This window comes from bacterium (assembly GCA_020444065.1).
In the GTDB taxonomy this organism is placed as follows: Bacteria; Sumerlaeota; Sumerlaeia; order SLMS01; family JAHLLQ01; genus JAHLLQ01.
In genome coordinates this window covers 544,066-565,019 of record JAHLLQ010000003.1, presented here as the reverse complement: position 1 = coordinate 565,019, position 20,954 = coordinate 544,066, and the positions used below count along the sequence as shown (strand labels likewise).

Sequence of the window (20,954 nt, the reverse complement as noted above, 5' to 3'; positions counted from 1 at the left end):
GCTGTGGGGTCAGTCTTCTACCTCGACAGTCAGTTCCAGCTCCACGGGCGAGTTCAAGGGCAGCGCATTTGTGCCCACGGCGGATCGCACGTGCCGCCCGCGATCTTCGCCGAACAACTGCAGCAGCAGTTCCGACGCGCCGTTCGCCACAACGGGCTGAGAATGAAAATCCGCTTCGCACTGCACGTACACGACGACGCGGACGATCTGCTTGATCTTGTCCAGGTCGCCGATCACGCCCTTCACTGCTGCCAGTGCATTCAGGCAGGCGCGTTCCGCCTGGCGAGCCGCCCGCTCGGCCGGCAGCACTCGGCCACCCACGTGTCCGACATGATGGAGTTCGCCATCGATGGTCGGCAGTTGGCCGCTGGTCATCACGAGGTTGCCAACACGGATGGCAGGGATGTAGGCCGCCACGGGCTTTGCCGCCACGGGCAGCTCAAAACCCAAATCTTTCAGTTTCTCTTCGATCTTCGACATGAGCATGCCTCCAGAGGATCAGTGAGCGGGAACGAAGAAAACGTCAGTCGGTCTGCGGCTGGCTGACGGCATCCAGAGAGATGATCCGGCGATCGATCTTGTCCGCCATCTTCTCCTGAAGAGCCTCAAGACTCCAGACACCACCACGCACATCCAGGAAGTTGGCAACGGCCTGCAAGTAATCCTCGGCATTGTCCGAGTGATCCTTGCCGTCCATCCACTTCTTGATCGACTCAAGCTCCTTGACGTCGGTCGGCGGGCCGTGAAGGCGCTTCGCGATCGCGCCCAGCAGCACCTGCAACTCGTCCAGGGTGCGTCCTTCTGGCAGGAACGGTGCAAATGGTGCGACATCCGGGATATTGTCCTCGGACGTCGAGGAATCCACGAATTTCTTGAACTCGCCGCTGCTGCGGGCCTGCGAGACGTACTTCTCCTGATCTTCCGGCGACAGGTCCCAGAAAGTCTTCTTGCGCTTCTCGGTGACGGCTTCGTCGCCCTCGCCATCGGCGGGCGCGGCGACCTCGATTTGCTCGGCGTCGCCATCCTGTTCCTTCTCCCAAAGGCCGGAGGCGATCTCCAGCAGCTCGTCTTCTTCCTCACCCACGTCGCCACAACCGCTCTCGAACATAAACGCAATGCGGTCAGAGGTAAAGAGGCGCACATCCAGCCCTTCGCTGTCGTAGCAATTCAGCTCGATCGCGGTGCTGGTGGGCAATTCAGGGATGTCTTTGTAAGAAAGACCGAGGGGCAGGTAGACGTTCATCCAGGACCCGTAAGGGGGCGTGAACACCAGGGAATGGGGGCTCTTGAGCATGGCCCCTGCGATAAGTCGACCTTGGTCCTTATCGCTGATGTAAAGAACTGTCGAATGGGCGAAAACTCCCACCGGATCGATCCTCCTTTCGGCCTTTTTCGATGTGCTCGGTCGCGGGATCGGGTACCTCTACGAATTGGAGCATGACATAATGATGCCCGATTGAAGCAGGAATCGAGCAAGGCCACAACACGATTATTCACAACCGGCGAGCTTCTAGGGCCTCTTGGTCCCCTTCCTCCTTCGCGCTTCGCGCTTCGGCGGACAAGCCGAACCACCTGGGCCGTCCAACTGATCCCCCGCGTAATTGGCCGCGTCCCCGGAGGGGGCGAAGGGGTCGTACACACTCGTAAACGCCATTTCTGGGATTCGATAACAACCCCGGATGTCGCAGATTCCCCTTCAGGAATGCCCCAGGGGCGTTGTTCTGCTTGCGTCGCCCCCCGTCTGTCGTCTTGATTGCCTTTTGTACGCTCCAATCGGGCGCCCAGCCACCTGGAGCAACGTTCCTTTCCCTCGGGCGACCCGGCAACTCCACAAGCGTCTAGGCAGACTCATGGCATCAGTTACCCTGACGAACGTTTCGAAGGTCTATCCCGGCAACGTGAAGGCCGTGGATAACGTTAACCTGGAAATCCAGGACAAGGAATTCCTCGTTCTGGTCGGCCCCTCCGGCTGCGGTAAGTCCACCACCCTGCGAATGGTGGCCGGACTGGAAGAAATCAGCGAAGGCGAGATCCGCATCGGCGACCGCGTCGTGAACGACGTTCCGCCCAAGGACCGCGATATCGCGATGGTCTTCCAGAATTACGCCCTCTACCCGCACATGACCGTTTACAAGAACATGGCTTTTGGTCTGAAGCTGCGGCGTTTCCCGAAGGCGGAGATCGACAAGCGCGTGCGCGACGCCAGCAAGATTCTCGGTATCGAGAACCTGCTGGAACGTAAGCCGAAGGCCCTGTCCGGCGGCCAGCGCCAGCGCGTCGCCGTCGGCCGCGCGATCGTCCGCAAGCCTCAGGTGTTCCTCTTCGACGAGCCGCTCTCCAACCTGGACGCCAAGCTCCGCGTGCAGATGCGCGTCGAGATCAGCAAGCTTCACGCTCGCCTGCAGTCCACGATGATTTACGTGACCCACGACCAGGTCGAAGCCATGACCATGGGCGACCGCATCGTCGTTATGAAGGACGGCATCATCCAGCAGGTGGCCGACCCGATCCAGTTGTACGATCACCCGACGAACAAGTTCGTCGCCGGCTTCATTGGCACCCCGCCGATGAACTTTATGGACGGCGAACTGCTCGAGGAAGACGGCAAGCTGAAGTTCAAGGAAGAGAGCTTCACGATCGACATCCCCGAGGAAAAGGCAGCCATGCTGCGCGAGAAGAACGTGCCGAAGGGCCCGATGACCATGGGCGTGCGGCCGGAAGACTTCCACGCGCCCGACGAAGCGCCTGCCAACTCCCCGGTGGCCGAGATCCAGGCCCGCATCGAAATCATCGAGCCGATGGGCAGCGAACTCTACCTCTACCTGACCACTGGCCGCAGCCCGTTCGTCGCCCGCGTCGGCCCGCACGTCGAAGCCGAGATCGACGAGATGCGCCCGCTCTTCATCAACATGAGCAAGGTCCACTTCTTCCATCCGGAAACGGAAGAGACCCTGACCTGATCCAGGTGCACATCACTGCAAACAAACATCCGGGGGCGCCATTGGTGCCCCCGGTTTCATTTTGAGATTCTGTTTGGGAATCTACCAGTCCGACGTTGCGGCGGCCATGCGACAGAGTTCGTCCGCATCGACCGGCTCTGCATGATGCGCGAAGAGCAGCCACAGGTTGTACTGATCGAACTCCGCATCGTTGGGGAATTTCTGCGGCTTCATGTTCCGGCCGGTCAGGAAGTTCTCCACGGTGTGTGAACGAATCGCGTTCGGACAGCGGAACGAAATCGTGTCGAGCAATTCGCGATAGGCCATGTTCTTGTCGGACGGCGGTTCGATTCCGGTCGTGCGGAAGTTGAACGTCTCCGAGTAAAGCCTGTAGTGCTTGCACGGCAGGTTTGAGAAGAGATCGATCGTTGGCTTGCGGTTCAAACGCGCGGTGCTGATCAACTGCACGTCTTCCCAGCGGGCCTTCTTGATGCCCTTGTTGGTTGTCAGCTTCAGACCCGGATCCAGAATCTCCATCCCGAGCACATCGAAGCGCTCGTACGGCCGCAGCGCGCGATCCACGGCGACGAATTCCATCTTCTGGCGATAGCCCTTGATCTTCGGCCAGACCTCCACGAGGTCGTCCAGCGTCAAGGCATCCATGATCACGCCCTTGCGCACGATGACGGCCTTCTTCGCTTCCTCCTCTGTGATGCCTTCGATTTCCTGCAGCATGTCCGCGACGACATCGAGATGGATGCGCTTGCCCGACGGCAGGATCAGCGCGAACTGCGAACTTCGCAGGCGGTAGTAGCGCTGCTCTGGAGTCTCCGGCGCATCCGCGTCCCGCAGGTTCAGCGGCATCGGCGTCCGAGCAGGCAGCGGCGCAGTTTCCTTCGGCTCCGGCTCTTCTTCCTTTTCGAAATCATCCCGTTTGACGGCATTGGGCGAAGAGGGATTCGGCGATCCCAGCCGACGCGATGTGATCGAGAGCGGCGGCGTCTCGCCGTAGGGATCGGCAGAAGGCTGCCAGGTATCTTCCGGTTTGAACTCGAACAGGCTCGGCGCCTCGGCCTTCTCCGGTCGGCTCGTATCGTCGTCGCCTTCCCGTTCGGTGTCCGGAGTTCCAAAGAAATCTGTCTGGGCGTGCGGCCGCGCGGCCGGCGGAGCGGCCGGGGCTTTCTTGGGCGCCGGCTCCTCGGGCCCGGAGTCGAACGCGATCACGGAATCGCCGCTGGGATCGTCCGACTCGCGCAAGACGCCTTCGACGTCGCGTACGCCACGCTCGGTCGACGCGGAGGCAAAATCGCGCTTCTTCTTGGACGGAACGCCCTTACCGTCGGGCAACCGCTGCAGAATCTCCTCGGCGTCGCGACGTTCCGGGGTAATCGGATCGCTCTCCAGGAAGCGCTCCAGGTACATCCGGCACTTGTGATACTGGCGCAGGCGATGGGCCAGGTGCCCCGCGCCCTTCAGGCTCGGGTTGTAGGCCTGGTGCTCGGGGTTGTTGGCGATGATCTGCTCGTAGGCGTGCAGGGCCAGGCGGGCCTCGTTGCCCAGTTCGAGAAGCCGCGCGAGGTCGTATTGCAGCGGCCCGCTGAGGGCAAATCCCGGCCGGATAGACAACAGTCGCTCGTAGGCACGCGCGGCCTGCTGGCTTTCGCGCATGAAAACCGACCGATTCAGGCCCGAGAGGACTTCCTCCAACTCGGGATCGTGTCCCTGGGCTTCGGGATCGAACGTGCTCATCGCCTGGTCCCAACGTGGATTGATTCAGTATTCTCTCTGAGACACGATTGCGCCGGGACAAACCCAAATCAAGGCAAATCAAGAATCCGATGACGCAGACCCACCGCCGATGGTGACGAGCTCGAATTCCACTTGGCCGATGCGTTGACATCTGGTTCAAGACACACAGGAGTCCAGAACGGGAGTGCGCCCCATGAAATATGCCTGTCTCGCTATTATCGCGTTGTTGATGGCGCTCTCCGCCTCCAGCGCCAGCGCCGCGAAGCGCGATTTCCTGACAACGGTCGGGGAACCCATTCCGCAATTTAAGGCCGAGACGGTTGCGGGCGATGACTTCGTCAGTCGCGCCGGGGCCCAGGCGACACTGATCCATGTGTTCGCCTGCGAGAGCGACCACTGCAAAGACTCGCTGAAAGCGCTGGAGGAATTCCTGTGGGTGCCGTTGCAGGAGAAAGGCCTCCGCGTCGTCGGCGTTGCGCGCGATGCCACGCCGGATGAGGCTCGCCAATACGCGGCCGATTATGGTCTGACATTCCCAATCGTCCCTGACCCGGATCGGACAATTGCGGAGCTGTTCGCAGAAGACGGCGTCGGAGTCCCGCGCACGATCATTTTGGATTCGGCGGGTAATGTCGTCTACCAGCACGCGGGCTTTCGCACTGGCCGCGAAGCCGAATTCCGCCTTGTCGCCGAAAGCGTCCTGGCGGGCGAGGGAATTCCCGAATCGCTGACAAAGAGCAAGCGCCTCGCCGCGTCGGGCGAAGATCAATACGCGCGAGATATGATCGGCGAGAAGGCCCCGGAACTCATTGTCGAAACCTGGGTGAACAAGCCGCCGGAAGATGTCGAAGGCAAATTCATCCTGATGGAATTCTGGGCGACGTGGTGCGGGCCGTGCGTCGCCTCGATGCCGCACCTCGAGGAACTCTCGAAGTCCCACAAAGACAGTCTGGTGATCTACTCGGTCTCGGACGAGCCACTCGACAGGGTGAAGCCGTTCGTCGAAAAGAAGGGCTTCACGTATCCGATCGGCATCGACGAACGCGCGCGGACAAAATCCGAACTGGAAATCACGGCAATCCCGCAGGCCTTCCTCGTGAATCCCGAGGGCATTGTTGTCTGGCAGGGCCATCCGATGACGCTGGCGCAGGATGGTGTGCTTGACGATTTGCTGGCGGGGAAAACGCCGCAGGAATAGGCGCTACTCCACGGACGCCACGACTTCGCGCATCCGCTCAGCGTGCATCTCGGCGACGGCGCGCTGCGGAGTATCCCCACGTCCGAGTTTGCGCAGCGCTGAGCGGACTTTCTTCAGACAGTGCTCGGCATGAAAGAAGGGCTCGATCGGCGTATAGTCGTATCCGGCCGGCAACGTCTTGCGGCGCTTAAAATACTCTCCCTTCAGAGCCTCGCGCTCTAGCTTGCCGTCTTCCATTCCCCACGCCAGAACGTCTTCCAAATCGTGCGCGAAGTGCCCAAACCGGAGCGCGCCATTGTCGAGGAACATCGCACGCTGCTGGTCCAGCGAAATCATGATATCGTCCGGCGCCAGGTGATGATGCACGGGACAGAAGTCCTCCGGCTCGGGCAGGTTGCGCCATTGCACGCGGACAAAGCCGGCCCACTTGTCGGCCTCGCCTGGCTGCAGGATTTCCGAGTCCGCTGGTATGCCTGCCAGAATTCGCTCGACGCGGCCGAGACACTGGTTGCGGTAGCTGCCGGTCTTCAGATTCTTCGGATAGCCCCATCGCTGCACACGCACATCGTGCATCCGGGCGAGTGAATCCAGGACGGGCGCCATCGTTTTGTCCGAAACTCCGGCCTCCATCAGCAGCTCGCCGGTCACGAATTCCTCCAGCAGGAACGTGCGGCTGTATCGCATGCGGATCAACAGGCCCTGCTCCGACGCCACCATCCGCGGCATCGGCAACTCGTGCCGCGCCGCCAGCAGCATCACCGTGCGGTAGGCCGAATGGAGACGGGGACGCTCGAAGACTCGCAGAACATAATGCCCGCCGAGCGGATAGCGCAGAATGTAGCACTCGCTGTTTACTCCGGTCGCCGGGATCACAACCTCGGGCGCGCCCGTGTCGCCGACCAGCGCGGGCAGGCGCTGGTCGATATAGCGTTGGGCTTCCGGCGTCACAAACTGTGGACGGGCCATGCGGGCGCTCCGGCAGAGAAGTGAGGGCATCATAAGGAGATCGTTTGAAGAGCGTGAAGCCGAATCATTATCGGGGCCAGAAAAAGACGTCGCCGAAATCGGCGCGATGACGACCTATTGCACTTGCGCCGTGTTGACTGCCCGGAGAAATCCTCTATTACATTCCAAGAGGGAGATGTTCCAATGAAGAAGACCTTTCTGGGCCTCGTGGCCCTTGCGATTCTGATGATCGGGTGCGCCTCTGCACCGAACACCGCCGACTACGCTGCCTTCGGGGCCCCGCTGGTCGTGGAGAAGCCGGTCGCCTTGGCCGATGCGATCGCAATGGTCGACGAAAGCGGACCGCAGGATCTTCTGGTCGATGCGGAAATCGCCGAAGTCTGCGCCTCGATGGGATGCTGGATGATCCTGAAGGACGGCGAGCAGACGGCGCGCGTGCGTTTCACGGCTTCCGATATGTGCTCGACCGGGTACCTCGTCCCCCGCAACGCCGCGGGGCATCGCACGTTTGTGCGCGGCACGCTGGAAGCCACCGAGATTCCGGAAGACTGGGCCCGTCACTACGCCAAGGACGGCGGCGCTTCTGCACAGGAGATCGCCAAGATCATCGGCCCGCAGAAGGAGTACGTCCTGATCGCGGAAGGCGTCATGATCTCCGACGGGGCAACACTCGATCCAACGGCAGATCAAATGGAGGAGTGAGGGAGTCGGAATTGAGATGAGTCTAGTCGGGTGGGGGGATTGGTTTACATTCTGGGTTTTGCCGCTCGCGGTAGTGGTCGCGATGCCTCTTTGGGCTGCCATTCTGCGCGGCATGGAAGCAGCCCGCGATCCCGCACACCGCGCGACTCTCACGCCGGCGTGGGTCTTCTTCCGCCGCAAGGTGATCTCTCGACTGAAGTGGTGGTTCTTTCTGTGGGGTCTGATTGGCGCTGCGTTCACGCTATGGAATTCCATCGAGATCATTGTGTACAAGGCGTACAATCCCGAACTCGATACGATCACCTGGATCATTCTTTGCGCCGATGTGCTGACACGCGGAATCGGGGGGTACTTCTCGCTGGCTACCATCTGTCTCATTTTCGCCAGGTCCATTCGCAGCTACGGAGGCCTCCTCGCTTCGACGTGGGGATGCTTTGCGTTGCTTGAGGGGATCTATCTCGGCGCAATGCCAATCCTGATGATGACAGGCTTAGCAAACAGCATCCCAGGCTATATCTTCCAGTGTGTTGTTCTGCCATGGCTTCCGTTCTTCGCCTTCTACATCCTGATTCAACATATCAAACACAAAGGGGATGATTGGTTCCAGATCGAGGAATAAAAAGGCGGATCGGCCTTCTTGAGAATTTCTTCACAATTAATAAGCACTTGCAATTGGCTGTCCCGGGCGCGAAACAGAAGAACGCTGAATAATCCTATTCGATAACGCGCTAAGGAAGGTATATCCATGCGTTCTTCAACACTTGGCGGCTTCGCGCCGTTGCGGTGGAATTGTTTGTCTGTGTGGTTGCTGTCTGCCGCTCTCGCTTTGAGCATCGGCTGCTCGTCCGTTCCGGCGGAGAAAGCCCTCCCTGATCCGATCCCCGGCTCAACCGGATCGCAGCTTCTCGAGTCGCTGACGACCTACAATTTCCCGATAACAACATCGTCCAAAGAAGCGCAGGCATGGTTCAATCAGGGCCTCGTGCTGCTCTATGGATTTAACCACGGCGAAGCGATTCGTTCGTTCACCGAGGCCGCCGCGCTCGATCCCCACGCCGCGATGCCGTGGTGGGGAATTGCGTATGCGAACGGCATGCACATCAACGTTCCTCAAATGACGGAAGAACAATGGAAGGCATCCCGCGAGGCTGCCCTGCGGGCGATCGCGGAACTGGATAACGAATCAGAGCTTGAGAAAGCCCTCGTGCATGCTGTGGCCGCGCGAACCGCATGGCCCGTTCCGCCGGAACAGCGTCCTTACGACGAAGCATTCGCCGCCGCCATGGAAGACGCCCACAAGCAATACCCAGACAACCCCGATGTGACATCGCAGTTCGCCGAGTCGTTGATGAACCTGCAGCCGTGGGATTACTGGACGTCCGACGGCGATCCCAAGTTCCGGACCGCGGAATTCGTCGGCGCGCTGGAACAATCGCTCGCGCAATACCCCGATCATCCGCAGGTCGCTCACTTGTATATTCACGCGATGGAAGCCGGTCCTCACCCGGAGCGGGCGGAGGCCGCTGCTGATCGCTTGCGGGCGCGCGTTCCCGGAGCCGGTCACCTGGTTCACATGCCGTCGCATCTGTACGCGCGCGTTGGACGTTATGCCGACGCAGTGACGGCGAATGAAGATGCCTTGGAAGCCGACGCGGAGTTCTTCAGCGTCGGAACGAATCCAGGAGTCTACTACGTTTATCACGCACACAACCTGCATTTCCTGTGTTTCGCCTCGATGATGGAAGGACGTTACGAGCCGGCCCTGGAATCGGCGCGCAAGCTGGAGAAGGCCATTCCCGATCCGGTGCTGGATGAATTCGCTTTCCTGATCGAAGGCATCGTGCCGTCGAAGTATCACGCCATGATTCGCTTCGGAAAGTGGGAGCAAATCCTGGAAGAAGAAGCGCCCGGCGAAAACCGTCCGCTTTGTCTGGCGATTCATTACTATGCGCGCGGAATTGCGCAGGCTGCGACGGGTCATATCGACGAAGCACGTCTCGAACAAGTGCGATTCCAAGCGCAGGTGAAGAAGGTCCCGCAGGATTGGTGGATCTTCTCTAACAAGGCGCACGACGTGATCCCGATCGCGCACCAGATGCTGGAAGGCGAGATCGCGTACCGCGAAGGCAGGTTCGATGACGCGTGGGCTGCGCTGGCAAAGGGCGTCGAGTATGAAGATCAACTCGTCTACGACGAACCGCCGGGATGGATGATCCCCGTGCGCCACGCGATGGGCGCGCTGCTGATGGAACAGGGCGAACATGAATGGGCGGAACGGCTTTATCGCGAAGATCAGAAAGACCACCCCGGCAATGGCTGGTCGCTTCTCGGACTGAAGCTGGCGCTGGAAGCGCAAGATAAAGACGACGAGGCCGCAATGATCGATGCAAAACTCGCCAAGGCATGGAAACGCGTGAATGAAAAGCCTACAAGCTCATGCCTCTGCGCTCCGGGACAGAGCTGAGAGCAACCCAACAACGCGCCGGCCCCCAGAGGCCGGCGCGATTCCTTTTTAGGTGTAGAAGTACCGCACGAGATGGAAGAACACCGGCGCGGCGAAGACGAGTGAATCGATTCGGTCAAGCATCCCGCCGTGGCCCGGCAGGATCGTGCCGAAATCCTTCAATCCGGCATCGCGCTTCAATGCAGAGAAGACAATCCCACCGAAGAATCCCATCAATGTGATGATCGCTGCCAGCAACAACGCCGAGACGGTGCTGAACGGCGTGATAAAGTGCAAACACGCGCCAAGAAGCGACGCCGAAGCGACTCCGCCGACCAGGCCTTCCCACGTCTTGTTCGGGCTCAGCTTTGGAATGAGTTTGTGTCGGCCGAAGACCTTGCCGAAGACGTACTGCAAAACGTCGCTCATCTGCACGACAATGACAAGGAAGAGAAACAGCTTCGGATTCTGTCCCGCGTATCCTGGCATATCGAGCATCAGCAGTGCGGGCACGTGGCTGATGCAGTAGACGCAAATCATCAGGCCCCACTGCACACGCGAAGCACGGCCAAGAAAATCGCGCGTCTCCCCCGCCAATGCCTGGCGAATCGGAAGAAACAGGAACGCATACACCGGGATGAAAATCGCGAACAATCCGTACCAATGAACGCCGATCAGCAAATAGTGAATCGGCATGATGACGAAGAACACCCAGAAGAGCGCGCGGTGGTCTTCACGACGAGTCGGCGTCATCGTAAAGAGTTCGCGAAGCGCCTGGAACGAGATCAAAACGAATAGCAGGATCGTACCCGTCGGGCCGATGAGACTGGTTGCGAAAACGACCGCCACCATCATCCACCATGCAAAGGTCCGCGCGTTCAGATTCTCGATCGACTTGCGCTTCTCCGGCGCGCGCGTCGTGCGACGCAGGATCTGCCCTATCACCGTGGCGACCACGAGCACCGCGACGATGCCGAGGAAGAGGAGGCGAACTTCGCTATCCCACACGAGAAGTCTCCTTCCCCAGTGCGCCGTCCATCAATTCGAGCAGCGATGTGTGGGCCTTAGCCAGAAAGGCCTCCTTGGACTCGCCGGAGTTGTACGCGATCGGGGCCCCGAAGAAGACGCTGCCCATGATCGGTACGGGAAGGAATTCGCCCTTGGGGAGAATGCGGTTCATGTTGTTTAGAAAAACGGGGACGCAGACCACACCTTTGCATCGCCGCGCCAGGTGGTAAATGCCCGGCAGGAAGTCGCCGAGTCCCTCCTCGATGCGGCGCGTTCCCTCGGGGAAGAGGATGAGCGATCGATCGGCTTCCAGAACGCGCGACATGACATCGAGTTGCTTGCGCAGCCGCTTCAGCGATTCACGGTCGATCGCCTGCCGCTCCATGCTGCGCCGATCGATCAGAATTGCCTTGAAGATATCGCGTGCCAGATAACGCCGCAGCCGGCCCGTGCGCCAATAGTCGCGAGCAGCAACAGGATGGACGCGATTGCGAAGGTCTCGCGGCAAGCACGCCCAGATCATAAGCGGATCCAGGTGACTTGAGTGGTTTGCGTAGTAAATGCGCGGTCCGTGCTCCGGCTCGCAACCGACCCAGCGTGGCGTCACGCCGGTTAGAAGGCGAGCCGTGAACGATGCAACATCGCCAGCCGCGCAACTCATGACCGCTCCATCAGTTGACGATGAATCCGGGCTGCCCTCCGCCCAATTGTCAGCAAACCACCGACGATGATAATCCAAAGCGCCCAAGTCAGGATATTCGCGGTGAAACTGGTGACCGGCAGAGCCGCGCACAGCAAGCACGCCAGTGTCACGACTGCCATGCGGTGTTGCTTCGCCATGGGTCCGAGGAATTCCTGGTTCAACCCCGTCGATCCGCCGAGCACGCGCACGTACGCGACAAGCAACGCAACGATCGCAGCGATCCAACCGACCACAGAATGGCCTGCGGCATAGCCAAGCGGCACAAGTATGAAGACGTCCGAGAATCGATCTGGCAAATCGTTGAACAACTCGCCGGCAGGCGTGCCTTTGCCACCCTCGACCGCAACCATGCCGTCCATGAGATTGCAGATCAGCCGCATTTGGATGCCGGCTGCGGCGACGACAAACAAGACACGCCTGAGAACGCCGTCCGAATCAGGAATCGCCAACAATGCGAGTCCGACCAGACCGGCAAACGCGATGGAAAGCATGGAGATTGAGTTTGGCGTGAACCCCTTTCGAGTCAGCCACGCCGCCAACCCACGCGCCCACCATGTTCCCCGCGATGTCAACTCTCGGCGCTGCATGGGACTCCCCCCGGTACTCACTCGTCGCTTTCAATCCGCTCTTTCCAATACTCAGGATCTCGCCGCAACGGCATCACAGCCAATATGTGAATCCGATCGGCTTCGACGTGGTACAGGATGCCGAACGGGAATCGGTTAATCAGACAACGGCGAATGTCTCCATCAAGTTTCGGCCACATCGTGGGATGAATGGTGAGACCTCGTATGGCATCATGCACCTGGCGCGCGAAGTCCAATCCCAATCCAACGCGGCATTGCTCATAGTAGTGAACGTTCCGGAGCAATTCCTCCTTTGCGTCGGGATGAAACTCGGCAACGTTCATTGGCCGTACTTGTGCATGATCTTCTCAAAGACTGCTTCAGCGGGTACGCCCTCGACGCTACCGGACTGCAAGTCCTGCAGACGTCGGCGGGCCACCTCCGCCCACTTACGATCAGTCTCCGGATCGGAGGAATTGAGCGTCTTCAGGAGAGATTCGACAATCCGGGCGCGATCCTCCACTGGAAGAGACTCGGCATCGCGGATGATTTGAGTGATGTCGGGCATGAGAGACCTCTTGGCGAACTGGAGGTAGAATCCCACTAAGGAGTCAACTCTGCCAATGGGAAAAGACAGCAGCCTCCCCTACACCTGCTTGGCGCCGCGTTCTTTCAGCATGCGGACGACTTGTTTCACGTCTTGCACGCGGTCTTTGTGAACAACCAGGACACTGTCGTCAGCGATGACGATGACGAGGTCTTCGGCGCCGACAATGGCAACGGCTTTCTTGTCCGCGCCGGGCTCGTTGTAGACGATGCAGTTCTGCGTATCGATCAGTACGGGATTGCCGAGCGCGACGTTGTCCTCGCCATCCGGCTGGCAAGTGCGTTCCAACGCATCCCACGAACCGACGTCGTCCCACTCGAATTCCGCGTCGACGACGAGAACGTTGCGCGCGCGTTCGAGCAGTGCGTAGTCGATGGAAATGCTCTCGAGTTCTTCGAAGACGCGACAGGCTTCATCCGCGCGGCCATCGCGCAGGGCACCGGCGATTCGGCGTGTGGCCAATGCCATCTCCGGCCGGGCCTCGGCCAGTTCCTTCAGGAAATACGAGGCGCGCCAGAAGAACATGCCGCTGTTCCACAAGAAACGCCCGGTGGCGAGGAACTCGCGCGCGACGGCGCGGTTCGGCTTCTCGCGGAATCGGTGTACGCGGTGGACGCCTTCGATGCCCGCGGCGGTGCCTTCTTCAACTTCGATGTAGCCGTATCCGGTGTCCGGCCGGGTGGGCTTGATGCCGAGCGTCACGAGCGCGTCTTCGTGCTCCGCGGCGTCCATGGCCTTGCGCACGGTTTCGCGAAAGCCGTCGGGGTTACGAACCAGGTGGTCGGCGGGCAGCAGCGCGAGGATCACCTCCTCGCCCTCCTTGGCCTGCGCCATCAGACTGGCGGTCGCCCAGATGATGCCGCCGGCGGTGTTGCGCTTGGCCGGCTCGGCAAAGACGTGCTCGTTCAGAACGCGTGCGTCGGCCTCGCGGATGACCTTCAGAATCGCGTCGGTGGTCGCAATGAAGACGTTCTTGGCCCCGACCAGGGGTTCGATGCGGGAAATGGACTCCTGCAGAAGGCTCTGGTCCTGGTGGGTCAGACAAAGGAGCTGCTTGGGGCGCTTGCTGCGCGACAGCGGCCAGAAACGTTCGCCGCTTCCCCCTGCCATGATCACCGCAACACGTCGGGCATTTCGTTGGGCAGTCATTCGATTCCTTTCCGTCTGCAAGCCGTGGTGAACAATTAGCACCAGTCCGCCGCGGGGCAAGCCGTATCCGCCTTCAAATGGAACGGACCGCCCAAAGGCGGCCCGAAGTTCCATCGTTGTACGGAATGTACTTACGCCGGCACGGTCGACCCCTTGGGGTTCTCCTTGGACACGCCCTTCAGGCGATCCGCCAGACGCGTTCCGTACTGCACCACGCGGCGGCCCTTCAGACTGTCCAGCTCCTGGCGCAGCTTCTGGTTCTCGCGTTCCAGGTTGGCCTTCTGCCCGCGGAGGACCTCGACCTGATGCGGCATCATCGACAGTTCATCGTACTGCTTCAGGATCGCCCACAGGATCTGTGAGTTCTCCATCAGGAATTCGTCCTTCGTCAGCGCCACCAGTTGCTCCTCGGTGGCGAGCTTCAGGTGGGCCATCTGGTAGAGCGCGTTCCAGAAGCGATACAGCTTCTCGTCCACGGCGTTCAGCATGCCTTCCTTCTCGGCGCGCTGCGTCAGCGTCGTGCCCGGGAACCAGGCCAGCTTGCCCATGTGCAAATTGTAGCGACCGGGGATCCGCGCCAGCAGCGTCAGCGTCTCCATCCGGTCTTCGTCCTTCTCGTACGGGTTGTTCGTGATGATGTCGTAGTTGGCCAGGATATCGTGCTTGGCGATCGTATCCATGGCGGCGATCACGCGATCACGCTCGGTCCGACGATCGAAGACTTCGTAGTTGATCCGATCGCTGCCGCTCTGGACGCCCATCGTGATGTAGGCGATCCCCATGTCCTTCAGGGTCTCCAGGTTGTCGTCGCTGACGTAATTCGGGTACGTGTAGCACCAGAAGGGCAGGCCGATCTGTTCTTTGTAGAGCGGCGCAAACTCGTCCAGCCACTTCTTCTGCACGGTGAAGATATCGTCCTCGAACTCGATCATCCGGACCTGCGGATTCTTCTTCAACACGCCGAGGATCTCATTGATCACGCTCTGGGGCGAACGCCTGCGCAGCTTCTTTGTCTTCGGCATGTCGCGCTTGATGGTGCTCCAGACGCAGAACGAGCAGAAGTACGGGCACCCGCGGCCCGTGTTCATCTTGTAGGTCCAGTGGATCTGGCTGAACGTCAGCGGCTCGTTGTGGTAAACTTTGTCGTCCTCGATCAAGTACTCAAGGGTCGGATCGTACTGCGGCAGCGCCAGGTCATCCAACTCCGCCGGCGGCATGCGCTCGGGCGGCTTGCGGAAGGTTCCGTCCGGCTGGCGCACGCAGAGACCGCTGATTTCGATCTCGTGATGCGGCGTGCCCTTCTCGAGCTCCTTCATCAGGTCCAGGATCAGTTCCTCGCCTTCGCCGACGCAGACGAAATCCGCGGCGCCACGATCGAGGCAGTCCTGCGTCGCGATCGTCGCATGAACGCCACCCCAGATGACCGGAATGCCAAAGCGCTCCTGCACCCGGCGCGTGAAGTCCGCCGCGATGTGCGCGTGGTAGGAGGGCACGCTGAACCCGACCAGCGCGTAGTCTTCCTTCGACAGGATGTCGAAGAGGTAGTCCTCTTCCTGCTGGCTGATGGGGGACGAATAGTCGAGGTAGACCTCGCCGCGGGGCAGGATGCCGGTCAGATAGCCGTTGTCGATGTCCTTCGGGACCTCTTCGCGGGCCTGTTGGGTATAGCGCTTGAAGTTGACGATCGTTGTCGTGTGGCCATTTGCGGTCAAGTGCCCGGCAATGTGCCGGAGCCCGATGCAGAACTCATCGTACAACGAAATCAGCGCGACTTTCCTACCCATGGTGAATCCTTTGCGGCTTAATTCGTGGGAGCACATACCTCCCACGACAGGAAGCAAGTACCGAACCGACCGTCCAGGCAGGCTCGCCAATCCCTCTCCCACGCATCACCGGCGGTTGGAGCGTTTCCGGTCAAGGGTTTTTCGGAATCCGGGGGAAGGCGTGACCGACTGTCCAACATGCTGGGATGCGCCTCAATCCTGACTCGAACTCGGCCGGCGCCGGTCTGAGAACCGGGGTCGGCTGATGGGGACGAGCATCCCTTCGCGACTTTGGAGCGTGGCATGGGCATGATAAACCTGCTTTATTCAATCATCCAGCTCCCGCAGCCAATCCCCCTTGCGATGAGGGCGGTCATGGGTAAGGGAAAGAAAACTTCAACACTCAGAGGCTTCTACATGCGCGCAGCGAAATGGGTACTGACCGGATTTCTGGCGGCGGGGCTGGGGATTTGCGGGGGCACGGCACTGGCCGGGCCTGTTCCGGGAGTCGAAGATTTTGACCGCTCTCCCGTGGAGTTTCCCTACCCGGAGCACATGGAGGTCTGGGATATCGGCAATGACGAGTACCTGGTGACGTTCACCTGGAAGCCCGAGGAGCCCGTGAAGGACCCGGCCGTCGCGGGTACGTTCAACGGCTGGAACCGAACGGACCTGCCGATGGAAGGCCCGGATGCGGACGGCGTCTATCGCGTGACGGCGCGCATCCCCGGCGGCGATCACAAGTACAAGCTGGTCGGCAACGACGACGGCTGGTATCGCGACACTGCCAACCCGAACTTCGAGCCGGGAATCGACAATTCGATCCTGCTGCTGGGCCTGCCGGCGCTCCTCCAGGGCCGCACGGCCGAGATCGGCGACGGCGAGATTGAAACCCGCGCCTTCCTGCACCGCCCGGACGAGGCGATGTACTTCGACGTCTTCTCCCCCACCGAGGTGACGATTCGTTTCCGCACGCTGGTCGGCGACGTGGAAGGCGTGGACTTGAATGAAATCGCGCGCGATGGCTCGGTCACGCCCCAGCCGATGACGCGCGTTGCCCACGACGAGATGTTTGATTTCTGGGAAAAGACCGTTCGCCTGGGCGACGACACGACGAATATCCTGATCGGACTGGCGGTCGAGAAGAAGGAACTGAACGAAGGTCCGGTCGCGTACTCCTTCACCGCGCACGACGGCTATGCGTCCGAAACGACGGAGGGCCGTCCCTACTCGCTGATTATCGACCCGTCGCGGATTCCGCAAACGCCCGCATGGGTGAAGGACGCGATCTGGTACCAGATCATGGTCGAGCGCTTCCGCAATGGGGACCCGTCCAACGATCCGAAGCCCACCCACCCGTGGACCAGTGAATGGTATAAGCTGCAGCCGTACGAGAAGCAGGTGGCGGATGAAACCGGCCGGACGTTCTGGGATTGGATCGTCTTCGATCGGATGTACGGCGGCGACTTCCAGGGCGTGAAGGATGAGCTCGATTACCTGCAGGATCTCGGTGTGACGGCGATCTACTTCAACCCCGTCTTCGAATCGCAGGGCCACCACAAGTACAACGCGCGCACCTACGTGTATGCCTCCGACGATTACGGCGTGCAGGGCGAATTCGAGAAGAGCATGGAAACGCACGACGCGTTCGATCCCTCCACGTGGGGCATGAACAAGTCGGACCAGATGCTGGTCGATCTGATCGCAGAGATTCACAAGCGCGACATGCGCGTGATCTTCGACGGCGTTTTTAATCACCTCGGCGACGACTCGCCGTACTTCCTCGACCTGAAGGAAAATGGGAAGGACTCCAAGTTCGCACCGTGGTACGACGTGATCAGCTACGAACCGTTCGATTACAGGGGCTGGGCGGGCTTCAAGGGCCTCCCGGAATTCAAGAAGTCCGAAACGGGACTGGAGAGCGAATCGCTCACGAAGTTCATTTACGACGTGACCGAACGCTGGATGGATCCGAACGGGGACGGAGACCCGAGCGACGGCATCGATGGCTGGCGCCTGGACGTGCCGGGCGAACTGCCTGCGGAGTTCTGGGTCCACTGGCGTGATCACGTGAAGTCCATCAATCCCGATGCCTACATCGTTGGCGAAGAATGGAATCCGCGCCCGGACATGCTGGACGGCAAGAAGTTCGACGCCGTGATGAATTACCCGTTCGCCAAGGCCGTGTTGAAATGGGTCGCGAACAAACAACGCAAGATCACGCCGACGGAACTCGATAATGAACTCGCGCTCCTGCGCATCACTTACCCGCGCGAGATCACGTACGTCCTGCAGAACCTCTACGACAGTCACGACACCGATCGGATCGTTTCGCAGATCGCGAATTCCGATCGCGACTTCGATGTCGATAACCGCGTGCAGGACGGCGCGGAGAACTACGATGAAACCCGCCCGAATTCGGAAGACTACGCGCGTCTTCGCCTGATGGCCGTGTTGCAGAACACTTACATGGGATCGCCGATGATCTGGTACGGAACGGAAGTCGGCATGTACGGTGCAGACGATCCGAACTGTCGCCAGCCCATGTGGTGGCAGGACCTGATGCCATACGATGATCCCTCGAATCGCATCGATAATAACCTGCGCGCGTTCTATCGCGAGCTGTTCGAAATGCGGAACGATCACCCGGAACTGCGCACGGGCGAGTATCTGACGTTGCTGACCAATGACGAAGCAGACAGCTTCGCATTCCTGCGCTGGGCGCCGGGATCGAAGAACGCCTTCGTCACCTTGCTGAACAACAGCAGCGAGGAACAGACGCTCCAGATCCCCGCGCCAACGGCCGATGCGCTGCCGAACGGATTCGTGAATCCGAAGATCATCTTCGGCGAGGCGACCACCGCCGCCGGGGAATTCGGGGACAGCCTGACCGTCGCCGTCCCGCCGATCACCGGCGTTGTGGTACAGGTCCAGCGCTAACTCCAAACAGGTATGACAAATCGCGCCCCGGTTGACAGGCATTTGCCCGCGGCCGGGGCGCCTCTGTCACAACATTCCGCTTGTGACATCCCGCAGTGAAATCACAAAAACACCCCCGTAACGTGCGGATCGAAGCACCCGCGCCACATACCACACAAGGATTGAAACGATGGACGGAGAAACAACCTATATGGACACCATGATGCAGTGGTTGGTGGAAAATGGGGCGGATTTTGCAGTGAAACTTCTGGCCGCGCTGCTTATTCTTCTGGTCGGAAAGATCATCATCGGGATCGTCATCAGCGTCCTGCGCAAGTCGCTGCAGAAAGCCGGTAAGTTCAACGACCTTCAACTCGCCTTCCTGCTGAATATCTCCAGCAAGGCACTCTGGATTTTCGTCTGGGTCATCGTGCTGGCGCAGCTTGGCATCGCCGTCGGACCGATGATCGCCGGCCTCGGCGTCGCCGGCTTCATCTTCGGCTTCGCTTTCCAGGACACGCTGGGCAACTTCGCAGCCGGCATCATGATCCTGCTGAACGATCCGTTCCAGCCTGGGCACTACGTTGAAGTCGCCGGTCACGCGGGCGTCGTGAAGGAAGTTCACCTGATGGCGACCACGCTGACCACGCCGGACAACAAGCGCATCACCATCCCGAACGGCGGGATTTGGGGAACCAGCATCGTCAACTACTCCGCGATGGATACACGCCGCGTCGACATGACGGTCGGCATTTCCTACTCCGCCGACATCGACAAGGCCCAGAAGATCGTTCGCCAGGTTCTGGATTCCAACGCACAGGTTCTGAAGGACCCCGCGCCGACAATCGAAGTCGTCGAAATGGCCGACTCCTCCGTCAACCTCGTCGTTCGCCCCTGGGTCAACACGGCGGACTACTGGGCCGTATTCTTCGCCACACAGAAGGCCGTCAAGCAAGCCTTCGACGCTGAAGACATCGAAATCCCGTTCCCGCAAGTCGTCGTGCACAAAGCCGACGCATAAGCGCAAAACACAAGCAGGCAAACAAACACACCGGCCGACAGGAACCCCCTGTCGGCCGGTTTTGCTTCAGTGCGAGGGAGATGTTGCGTGCTCTTATCCTGATCGGATTTCTCGGTGGCACTCTTTCGTGTCCTTCGCCCCTCTGTGGTGCATTACTACTCCCCAGCCATCGGATACGGATGCTTGTCCGGGCAAGTATTACAGTACACCGGCGAATCCGCATCGTCACTGTCCGCGATCGAGTAGTCATTCAGCTTTTTGAACTTCCACCAGGGCGAGCGAGGATGAGCAGGACAGTGCGGCGGATGTCGAAGATACAAGCCCTTCCCCACGATTACTGGCGACCAGTCCGGCTGCTCCGTACCGAACAGCGCCACGAATTCCTCCTGGCCCTTTAAGCCGTATTCCAAAATGTACTGCTGCACCGCTGAATTGATCATCATCTGATTCTGTGGACAACGATTGACGTGAGGGTAATAAGGCGCTTCCAGAAACGCAGGCAATGCGAGTGCTACGATGATCAAGACAATGAAAAGGCACACCAGAAAACCTCGCCGATTCCTCCGAAACCACCCCTGCGCCTCTTGCACTTCCGGCTGCTCGTCCTGGCTAACGTCCATATCCTCCTCCACCTTCTTCGTGTCCTTCGTGCCTTCGTGGTGAATTCCTACTCTCCAGCACTGCTACTCTCCTCAGTCGGGGTGGGCGTCGGATAGCATGGGGAACGTATGCCCCGGTTGGCCGGAGTTGCAATACACTGGCGCCGGCCAATCATAGTTTGGTGCGATGAAGTAGTCGTTCAACTTCTCTCCCCAGTGCCAGAACTGCCACCACCGCGGGTGAGGCTGAGCAGAGCACTTTGGTGGATACCGGAGGTACAGGTCTTTCCCGACAAGCACAGGCGACCAGTCCGGCTGCTCCGTTCCGAACAGCGCGACAAACTCCTCCTGATCCTTCAGGCCATATTCGAGAATATACTGCTGCACGGCGGAATCGATCTTGGAAAGATTCTCCTGGCAAGGTTTCCAGGGATACGCCAAGTGGGGCTTGAGAAGAAACTGCCATCCGAGAATTGCACCAACCACTATTGCCATCACGCCGCCGAGGATCCAACCTCGCTTCAACTTCCGTTTCCATCCTTCCGAAACGGCGTCCGGCTTCTCCGGTTTCGCGTCGTGATTCATCGCTCCACCTTCTTCGTGTCCTTCGTGCCTTCGTGGT

At 59.8% G+C, this 20,954-nt stretch carries 20 protein-coding genes; 7 read left to right on the top strand and 13 right to left on the bottom strand.

Features of this window, described 5'->3' with window-relative positions:
- Positions 1–9: 9 nt before the first annotated feature.
- Positions 10–480, bottom strand: coding sequence for a RidA family protein (locus KQI84_10025; protein MCB2155214.1), 471 nt, complete (start codon positions 478–480; stop codon positions 10–12).
- Between the two features lie 43 nt (positions 481–523).
- Entirely contained in the window at positions 524–1,366 is an 843-nt protein-coding gene (locus KQI84_10020) for a hypothetical protein (GenBank protein ID MCB2155213.1), read from the bottom strand.
- A 484-nt stretch (positions 1,367–1,850) separates the two neighbouring features.
- Between KQI84_10020 and ugpC the strand changes: the two genes are divergently transcribed.
- Positions 1,851–2,960: a sn-glycerol-3-phosphate ABC transporter ATP-binding protein UgpC gene (ugpC, locus tag KQI84_10015; protein MCB2155212.1), complete on the top strand. Its 1,110-nt coding sequence runs from the start codon at positions 1,851–1,853 to the stop codon at positions 2,958–2,960.
- An 81-nt stretch (positions 2,961–3,041) separates the two neighbouring features.
- Here ugpC and KQI84_10010 read toward each other — a convergent pair whose 3' ends face one another.
- Positions 3,042–4,688: a tetratricopeptide repeat protein gene (locus tag KQI84_10010; protein ID MCB2155211.1), complete on the bottom strand. Its 1,647-nt coding sequence runs from the start codon at positions 4,686–4,688 to the stop codon at positions 3,042–3,044.
- A gap of 193 nt (positions 4,689–4,881) precedes the next feature.
- Between KQI84_10010 and KQI84_10005 the strand changes: the two genes are divergently transcribed.
- A complete protein-coding gene (locus tag KQI84_10005; protein MCB2155210.1) occupies positions 4,882–5,886 on the top strand; it encodes a TlpA family protein disulfide reductase in 1,005 nt (334 codons plus the stop codon).
- Between the two features lie 3 nt (positions 5,887–5,889).
- Here KQI84_10005 and KQI84_10000 read toward each other — a convergent pair whose 3' ends face one another.
- Positions 5,890–6,852, bottom strand: a complete 963-nt coding sequence (locus KQI84_10000) for an aminoglycoside phosphotransferase family protein (GenBank protein MCB2155209.1) — start codon at positions 6,850–6,852, stop codon at positions 5,890–5,892.
- A gap of 183 nt (positions 6,853–7,035) precedes the next feature.
- On the opposite strand from KQI84_10000, the gene KQI84_09995 reads away from it, so the two are divergent.
- The 3 genes from KQI84_09995 (at position 7,036) to KQI84_09985 (ending at position 10,018) form a co-directional block, all read left to right on the top strand.
- Positions 7,036–7,554, top strand: a complete 519-nt coding sequence (locus tag KQI84_09995) for a DUF4920 domain-containing protein (protein MCB2155208.1) — start codon at positions 7,036–7,038, stop codon at positions 7,552–7,554.
- 16 nt (positions 7,555–7,570) lie between these two features.
- Positions 7,571–8,173, top strand: coding sequence for a hypothetical protein (locus KQI84_09990; protein MCB2155207.1), 603 nt, complete (start codon positions 7,571–7,573; stop codon positions 8,171–8,173).
- Between the two features lie 126 nt (positions 8,174–8,299).
- Positions 8,300–10,018, top strand: a complete 1,719-nt coding sequence (locus KQI84_09985; protein ID MCB2155206.1) for a hypothetical protein — start codon at positions 8,300–8,302, stop codon at positions 10,016–10,018.
- A gap of 48 nt (positions 10,019–10,066) precedes the next feature.
- Here KQI84_09985 and KQI84_09980 read toward each other — a convergent pair whose 3' ends face one another.
- The 7 genes from KQI84_09980 to KQI84_09950 form a co-directional block, all read right to left on the bottom strand.
- Positions 10,067–11,005, bottom strand: coding sequence for a phosphatidate cytidylyltransferase (locus tag KQI84_09980; protein ID MCB2155205.1), 939 nt, complete (start codon positions 11,003–11,005; stop codon positions 10,067–10,069).
- Positions 10,995–11,666 carry a 1-acyl-sn-glycerol-3-phosphate acyltransferase gene (locus tag KQI84_09975; protein ID MCB2155204.1) on the bottom strand — a complete coding sequence of 224 codons (672 nt, stop codon included), beginning with the start codon at positions 11,664–11,666 and terminating at the stop codon, positions 10,995–10,997. Before KQI84_09975 ends, KQI84_09980 begins: the two co-directional genes overlap by 11 nt.
- Positions 11,663–12,295 carry a CDP-alcohol phosphatidyltransferase family protein gene (locus tag KQI84_09970; protein MCB2155203.1) on the bottom strand — a complete coding sequence of 211 codons (633 nt, stop codon included), beginning with the start codon at positions 12,293–12,295 and terminating at the stop codon, positions 11,663–11,665. Before KQI84_09970 ends, KQI84_09975 begins: the two co-directional genes overlap by 4 nt.
- 17 nt (positions 12,296–12,312) lie before the next feature.
- Complete coding sequence (locus KQI84_09965; GenBank protein MCB2155202.1) at positions 12,313–12,618, bottom strand: type II toxin-antitoxin system RelE/ParE family toxin; 306 nt, start codon at positions 12,616–12,618, stop codon at positions 12,313–12,315.
- Entirely contained in the window at positions 12,615–12,842 is a 228-nt protein-coding gene (locus tag KQI84_09960) for an addiction module protein (protein MCB2155201.1), read from the bottom strand. Before KQI84_09960 ends, KQI84_09965 begins: the two co-directional genes overlap by 4 nt.
- 78 nt (positions 12,843–12,920) lie before the next feature.
- On the bottom strand, positions 12,921–14,030 hold the full coding sequence (locus KQI84_09955; protein ID MCB2155200.1) for an NTP transferase domain-containing protein: 1,110 nt from the start codon (positions 14,028–14,030) through the stop codon (positions 12,921–12,923).
- A 131-nt stretch (positions 14,031–14,161) separates the two neighbouring features.
- On the bottom strand, positions 14,162–15,814 hold the full coding sequence (locus KQI84_09950) for a B12-binding domain-containing radical SAM protein (GenBank protein ID MCB2155199.1): 1,653 nt from the start codon (positions 15,812–15,814) through the stop codon (positions 14,162–14,164).
- Between the two features lie 396 nt (positions 15,815–16,210).
- Between KQI84_09950 and KQI84_09945 the strand changes: the two genes are divergently transcribed.
- Both KQI84_09945 and KQI84_09940 read left to right on the top strand, forming a co-directional pair.
- Positions 16,211–18,733, top strand: coding sequence for an alpha amylase N-terminal ig-like domain-containing protein (locus KQI84_09945; protein ID MCB2155198.1), 2,523 nt, complete (start codon positions 16,211–16,213; stop codon positions 18,731–18,733).
- A gap of 169 nt (positions 18,734–18,902) precedes the next feature.
- Positions 18,903–19,733, top strand: coding sequence for a mechanosensitive ion channel family protein (locus KQI84_09940; GenBank protein MCB2155197.1), 831 nt, complete (start codon positions 18,903–18,905; stop codon positions 19,731–19,733).
- Positions 19,734–19,888: 155 nt separating this feature from the next.
- Here the strand turns inward: KQI84_09940 and KQI84_09935 are convergent, their stop codons facing one another.
- Positions 19,889–20,353, bottom strand: coding sequence for a hypothetical protein (locus KQI84_09935; GenBank protein ID MCB2155196.1), 465 nt, complete (start codon positions 20,351–20,353; stop codon positions 19,889–19,891).
- A gap of 72 nt (positions 20,354–20,425) precedes the next feature.
- Entirely contained in the window at positions 20,426–20,917 is a 492-nt protein-coding gene (locus KQI84_09930; protein MCB2155195.1) for a hypothetical protein, read from the bottom strand.
- Positions 20,918–20,954 lie beyond the last annotated feature (37 nt).

What these genes read in the sequence shown, in the direction of transcription:
- KQI84_10025 (MCB2155214.1), bottom strand. Translation starts at nt 480, where the DNA reads ATGTCGAAGATCGAAGAGAAACTGAAAGATTTGGGTTTTGAGCTGCCC.
- ugpC (MCB2155212.1), top strand. Translation starts at nt 1,851, where the DNA reads ATGGCATCAGTTACCCTGACGAACGTTTCGAAGGTCTATCCCGGCAAC.
- KQI84_10010 (MCB2155211.1), bottom strand. Translation starts at nt 4,688, where the DNA reads ATGAGCACGTTCGATCCCGAAGCCCAGGGACACGATCCCGAGTTGGAG.
- KQI84_10005 (MCB2155210.1), top strand. Translation starts at nt 4,882, where the DNA reads ATGAAATATGCCTGTCTCGCTATTATCGCGTTGTTGATGGCGCTCTCC.
- KQI84_10000 (MCB2155209.1), bottom strand. Translation starts at nt 6,852, where the DNA reads ATGGCCCGTCCACAGTTTGTGACGCCGGAAGCCCAACGCTATATCGAC.
- KQI84_09995 (MCB2155208.1), top strand. Translation starts at nt 7,036, where the DNA reads ATGAAGAAGACCTTTCTGGGCCTCGTGGCCCTTGCGATTCTGATGATC.
- KQI84_09990 (MCB2155207.1), top strand. Translation starts at nt 7,571, where the DNA reads ATGAGTCTAGTCGGGTGGGGGGATTGGTTTACATTCTGGGTTTTGCCG.
- KQI84_09985 (MCB2155206.1), top strand. Translation starts at nt 8,300, where the DNA reads ATGCGTTCTTCAACACTTGGCGGCTTCGCGCCGTTGCGGTGGAATTGT.
- KQI84_09975 (MCB2155204.1), bottom strand. Translation starts at nt 11,666, where the DNA reads ATGAGTTGCGCGGCTGGCGATGTTGCATCGTTCACGGCTCGCCTTCTA.
- KQI84_09970 (MCB2155203.1), bottom strand. Translation starts at nt 12,295, where the DNA reads ATGCAGCGCCGAGAGTTGACATCGCGGGGAACATGGTGGGCGCGTGGG.
- KQI84_09965 (MCB2155202.1), bottom strand. Translation starts at nt 12,618, where the DNA reads ATGAACGTTGCCGAGTTTCATCCCGACGCAAAGGAGGAATTGCTCCGG.
- KQI84_09960 (MCB2155201.1), bottom strand. Translation starts at nt 12,842, where the DNA reads ATGCCCGACATCACTCAAATCATCCGCGATGCCGAGTCTCTTCCAGTG.
- KQI84_09955 (MCB2155200.1), bottom strand. Translation starts at nt 14,030, where the DNA reads ATGACTGCCCAACGAAATGCCCGACGTGTTGCGGTGATCATGGCAGGG.
- KQI84_09950 (MCB2155199.1), bottom strand. Translation starts at nt 15,814, where the DNA reads ATGGGTAGGAAAGTCGCGCTGATTTCGTTGTACGATGAGTTCTGCATC.
- KQI84_09945 (MCB2155198.1), top strand. Translation starts at nt 16,211, where the DNA reads ATGCGCGCAGCGAAATGGGTACTGACCGGATTTCTGGCGGCGGGGCTG.
- KQI84_09940 (MCB2155197.1), top strand. Translation starts at nt 18,903, where the DNA reads ATGGACGGAGAAACAACCTATATGGACACCATGATGCAGTGGTTGGTG.
- KQI84_09935 (MCB2155196.1), bottom strand. Translation starts at nt 20,353, where the DNA reads ATGGACGTTAGCCAGGACGAGCAGCCGGAAGTGCAAGAGGCGCAGGGG.
- KQI84_09930 (MCB2155195.1), bottom strand. Translation starts at nt 20,917, where the DNA reads ATGAATCACGACGCGAAACCGGAGAAGCCGGACGCCGTTTCGGAAGGA.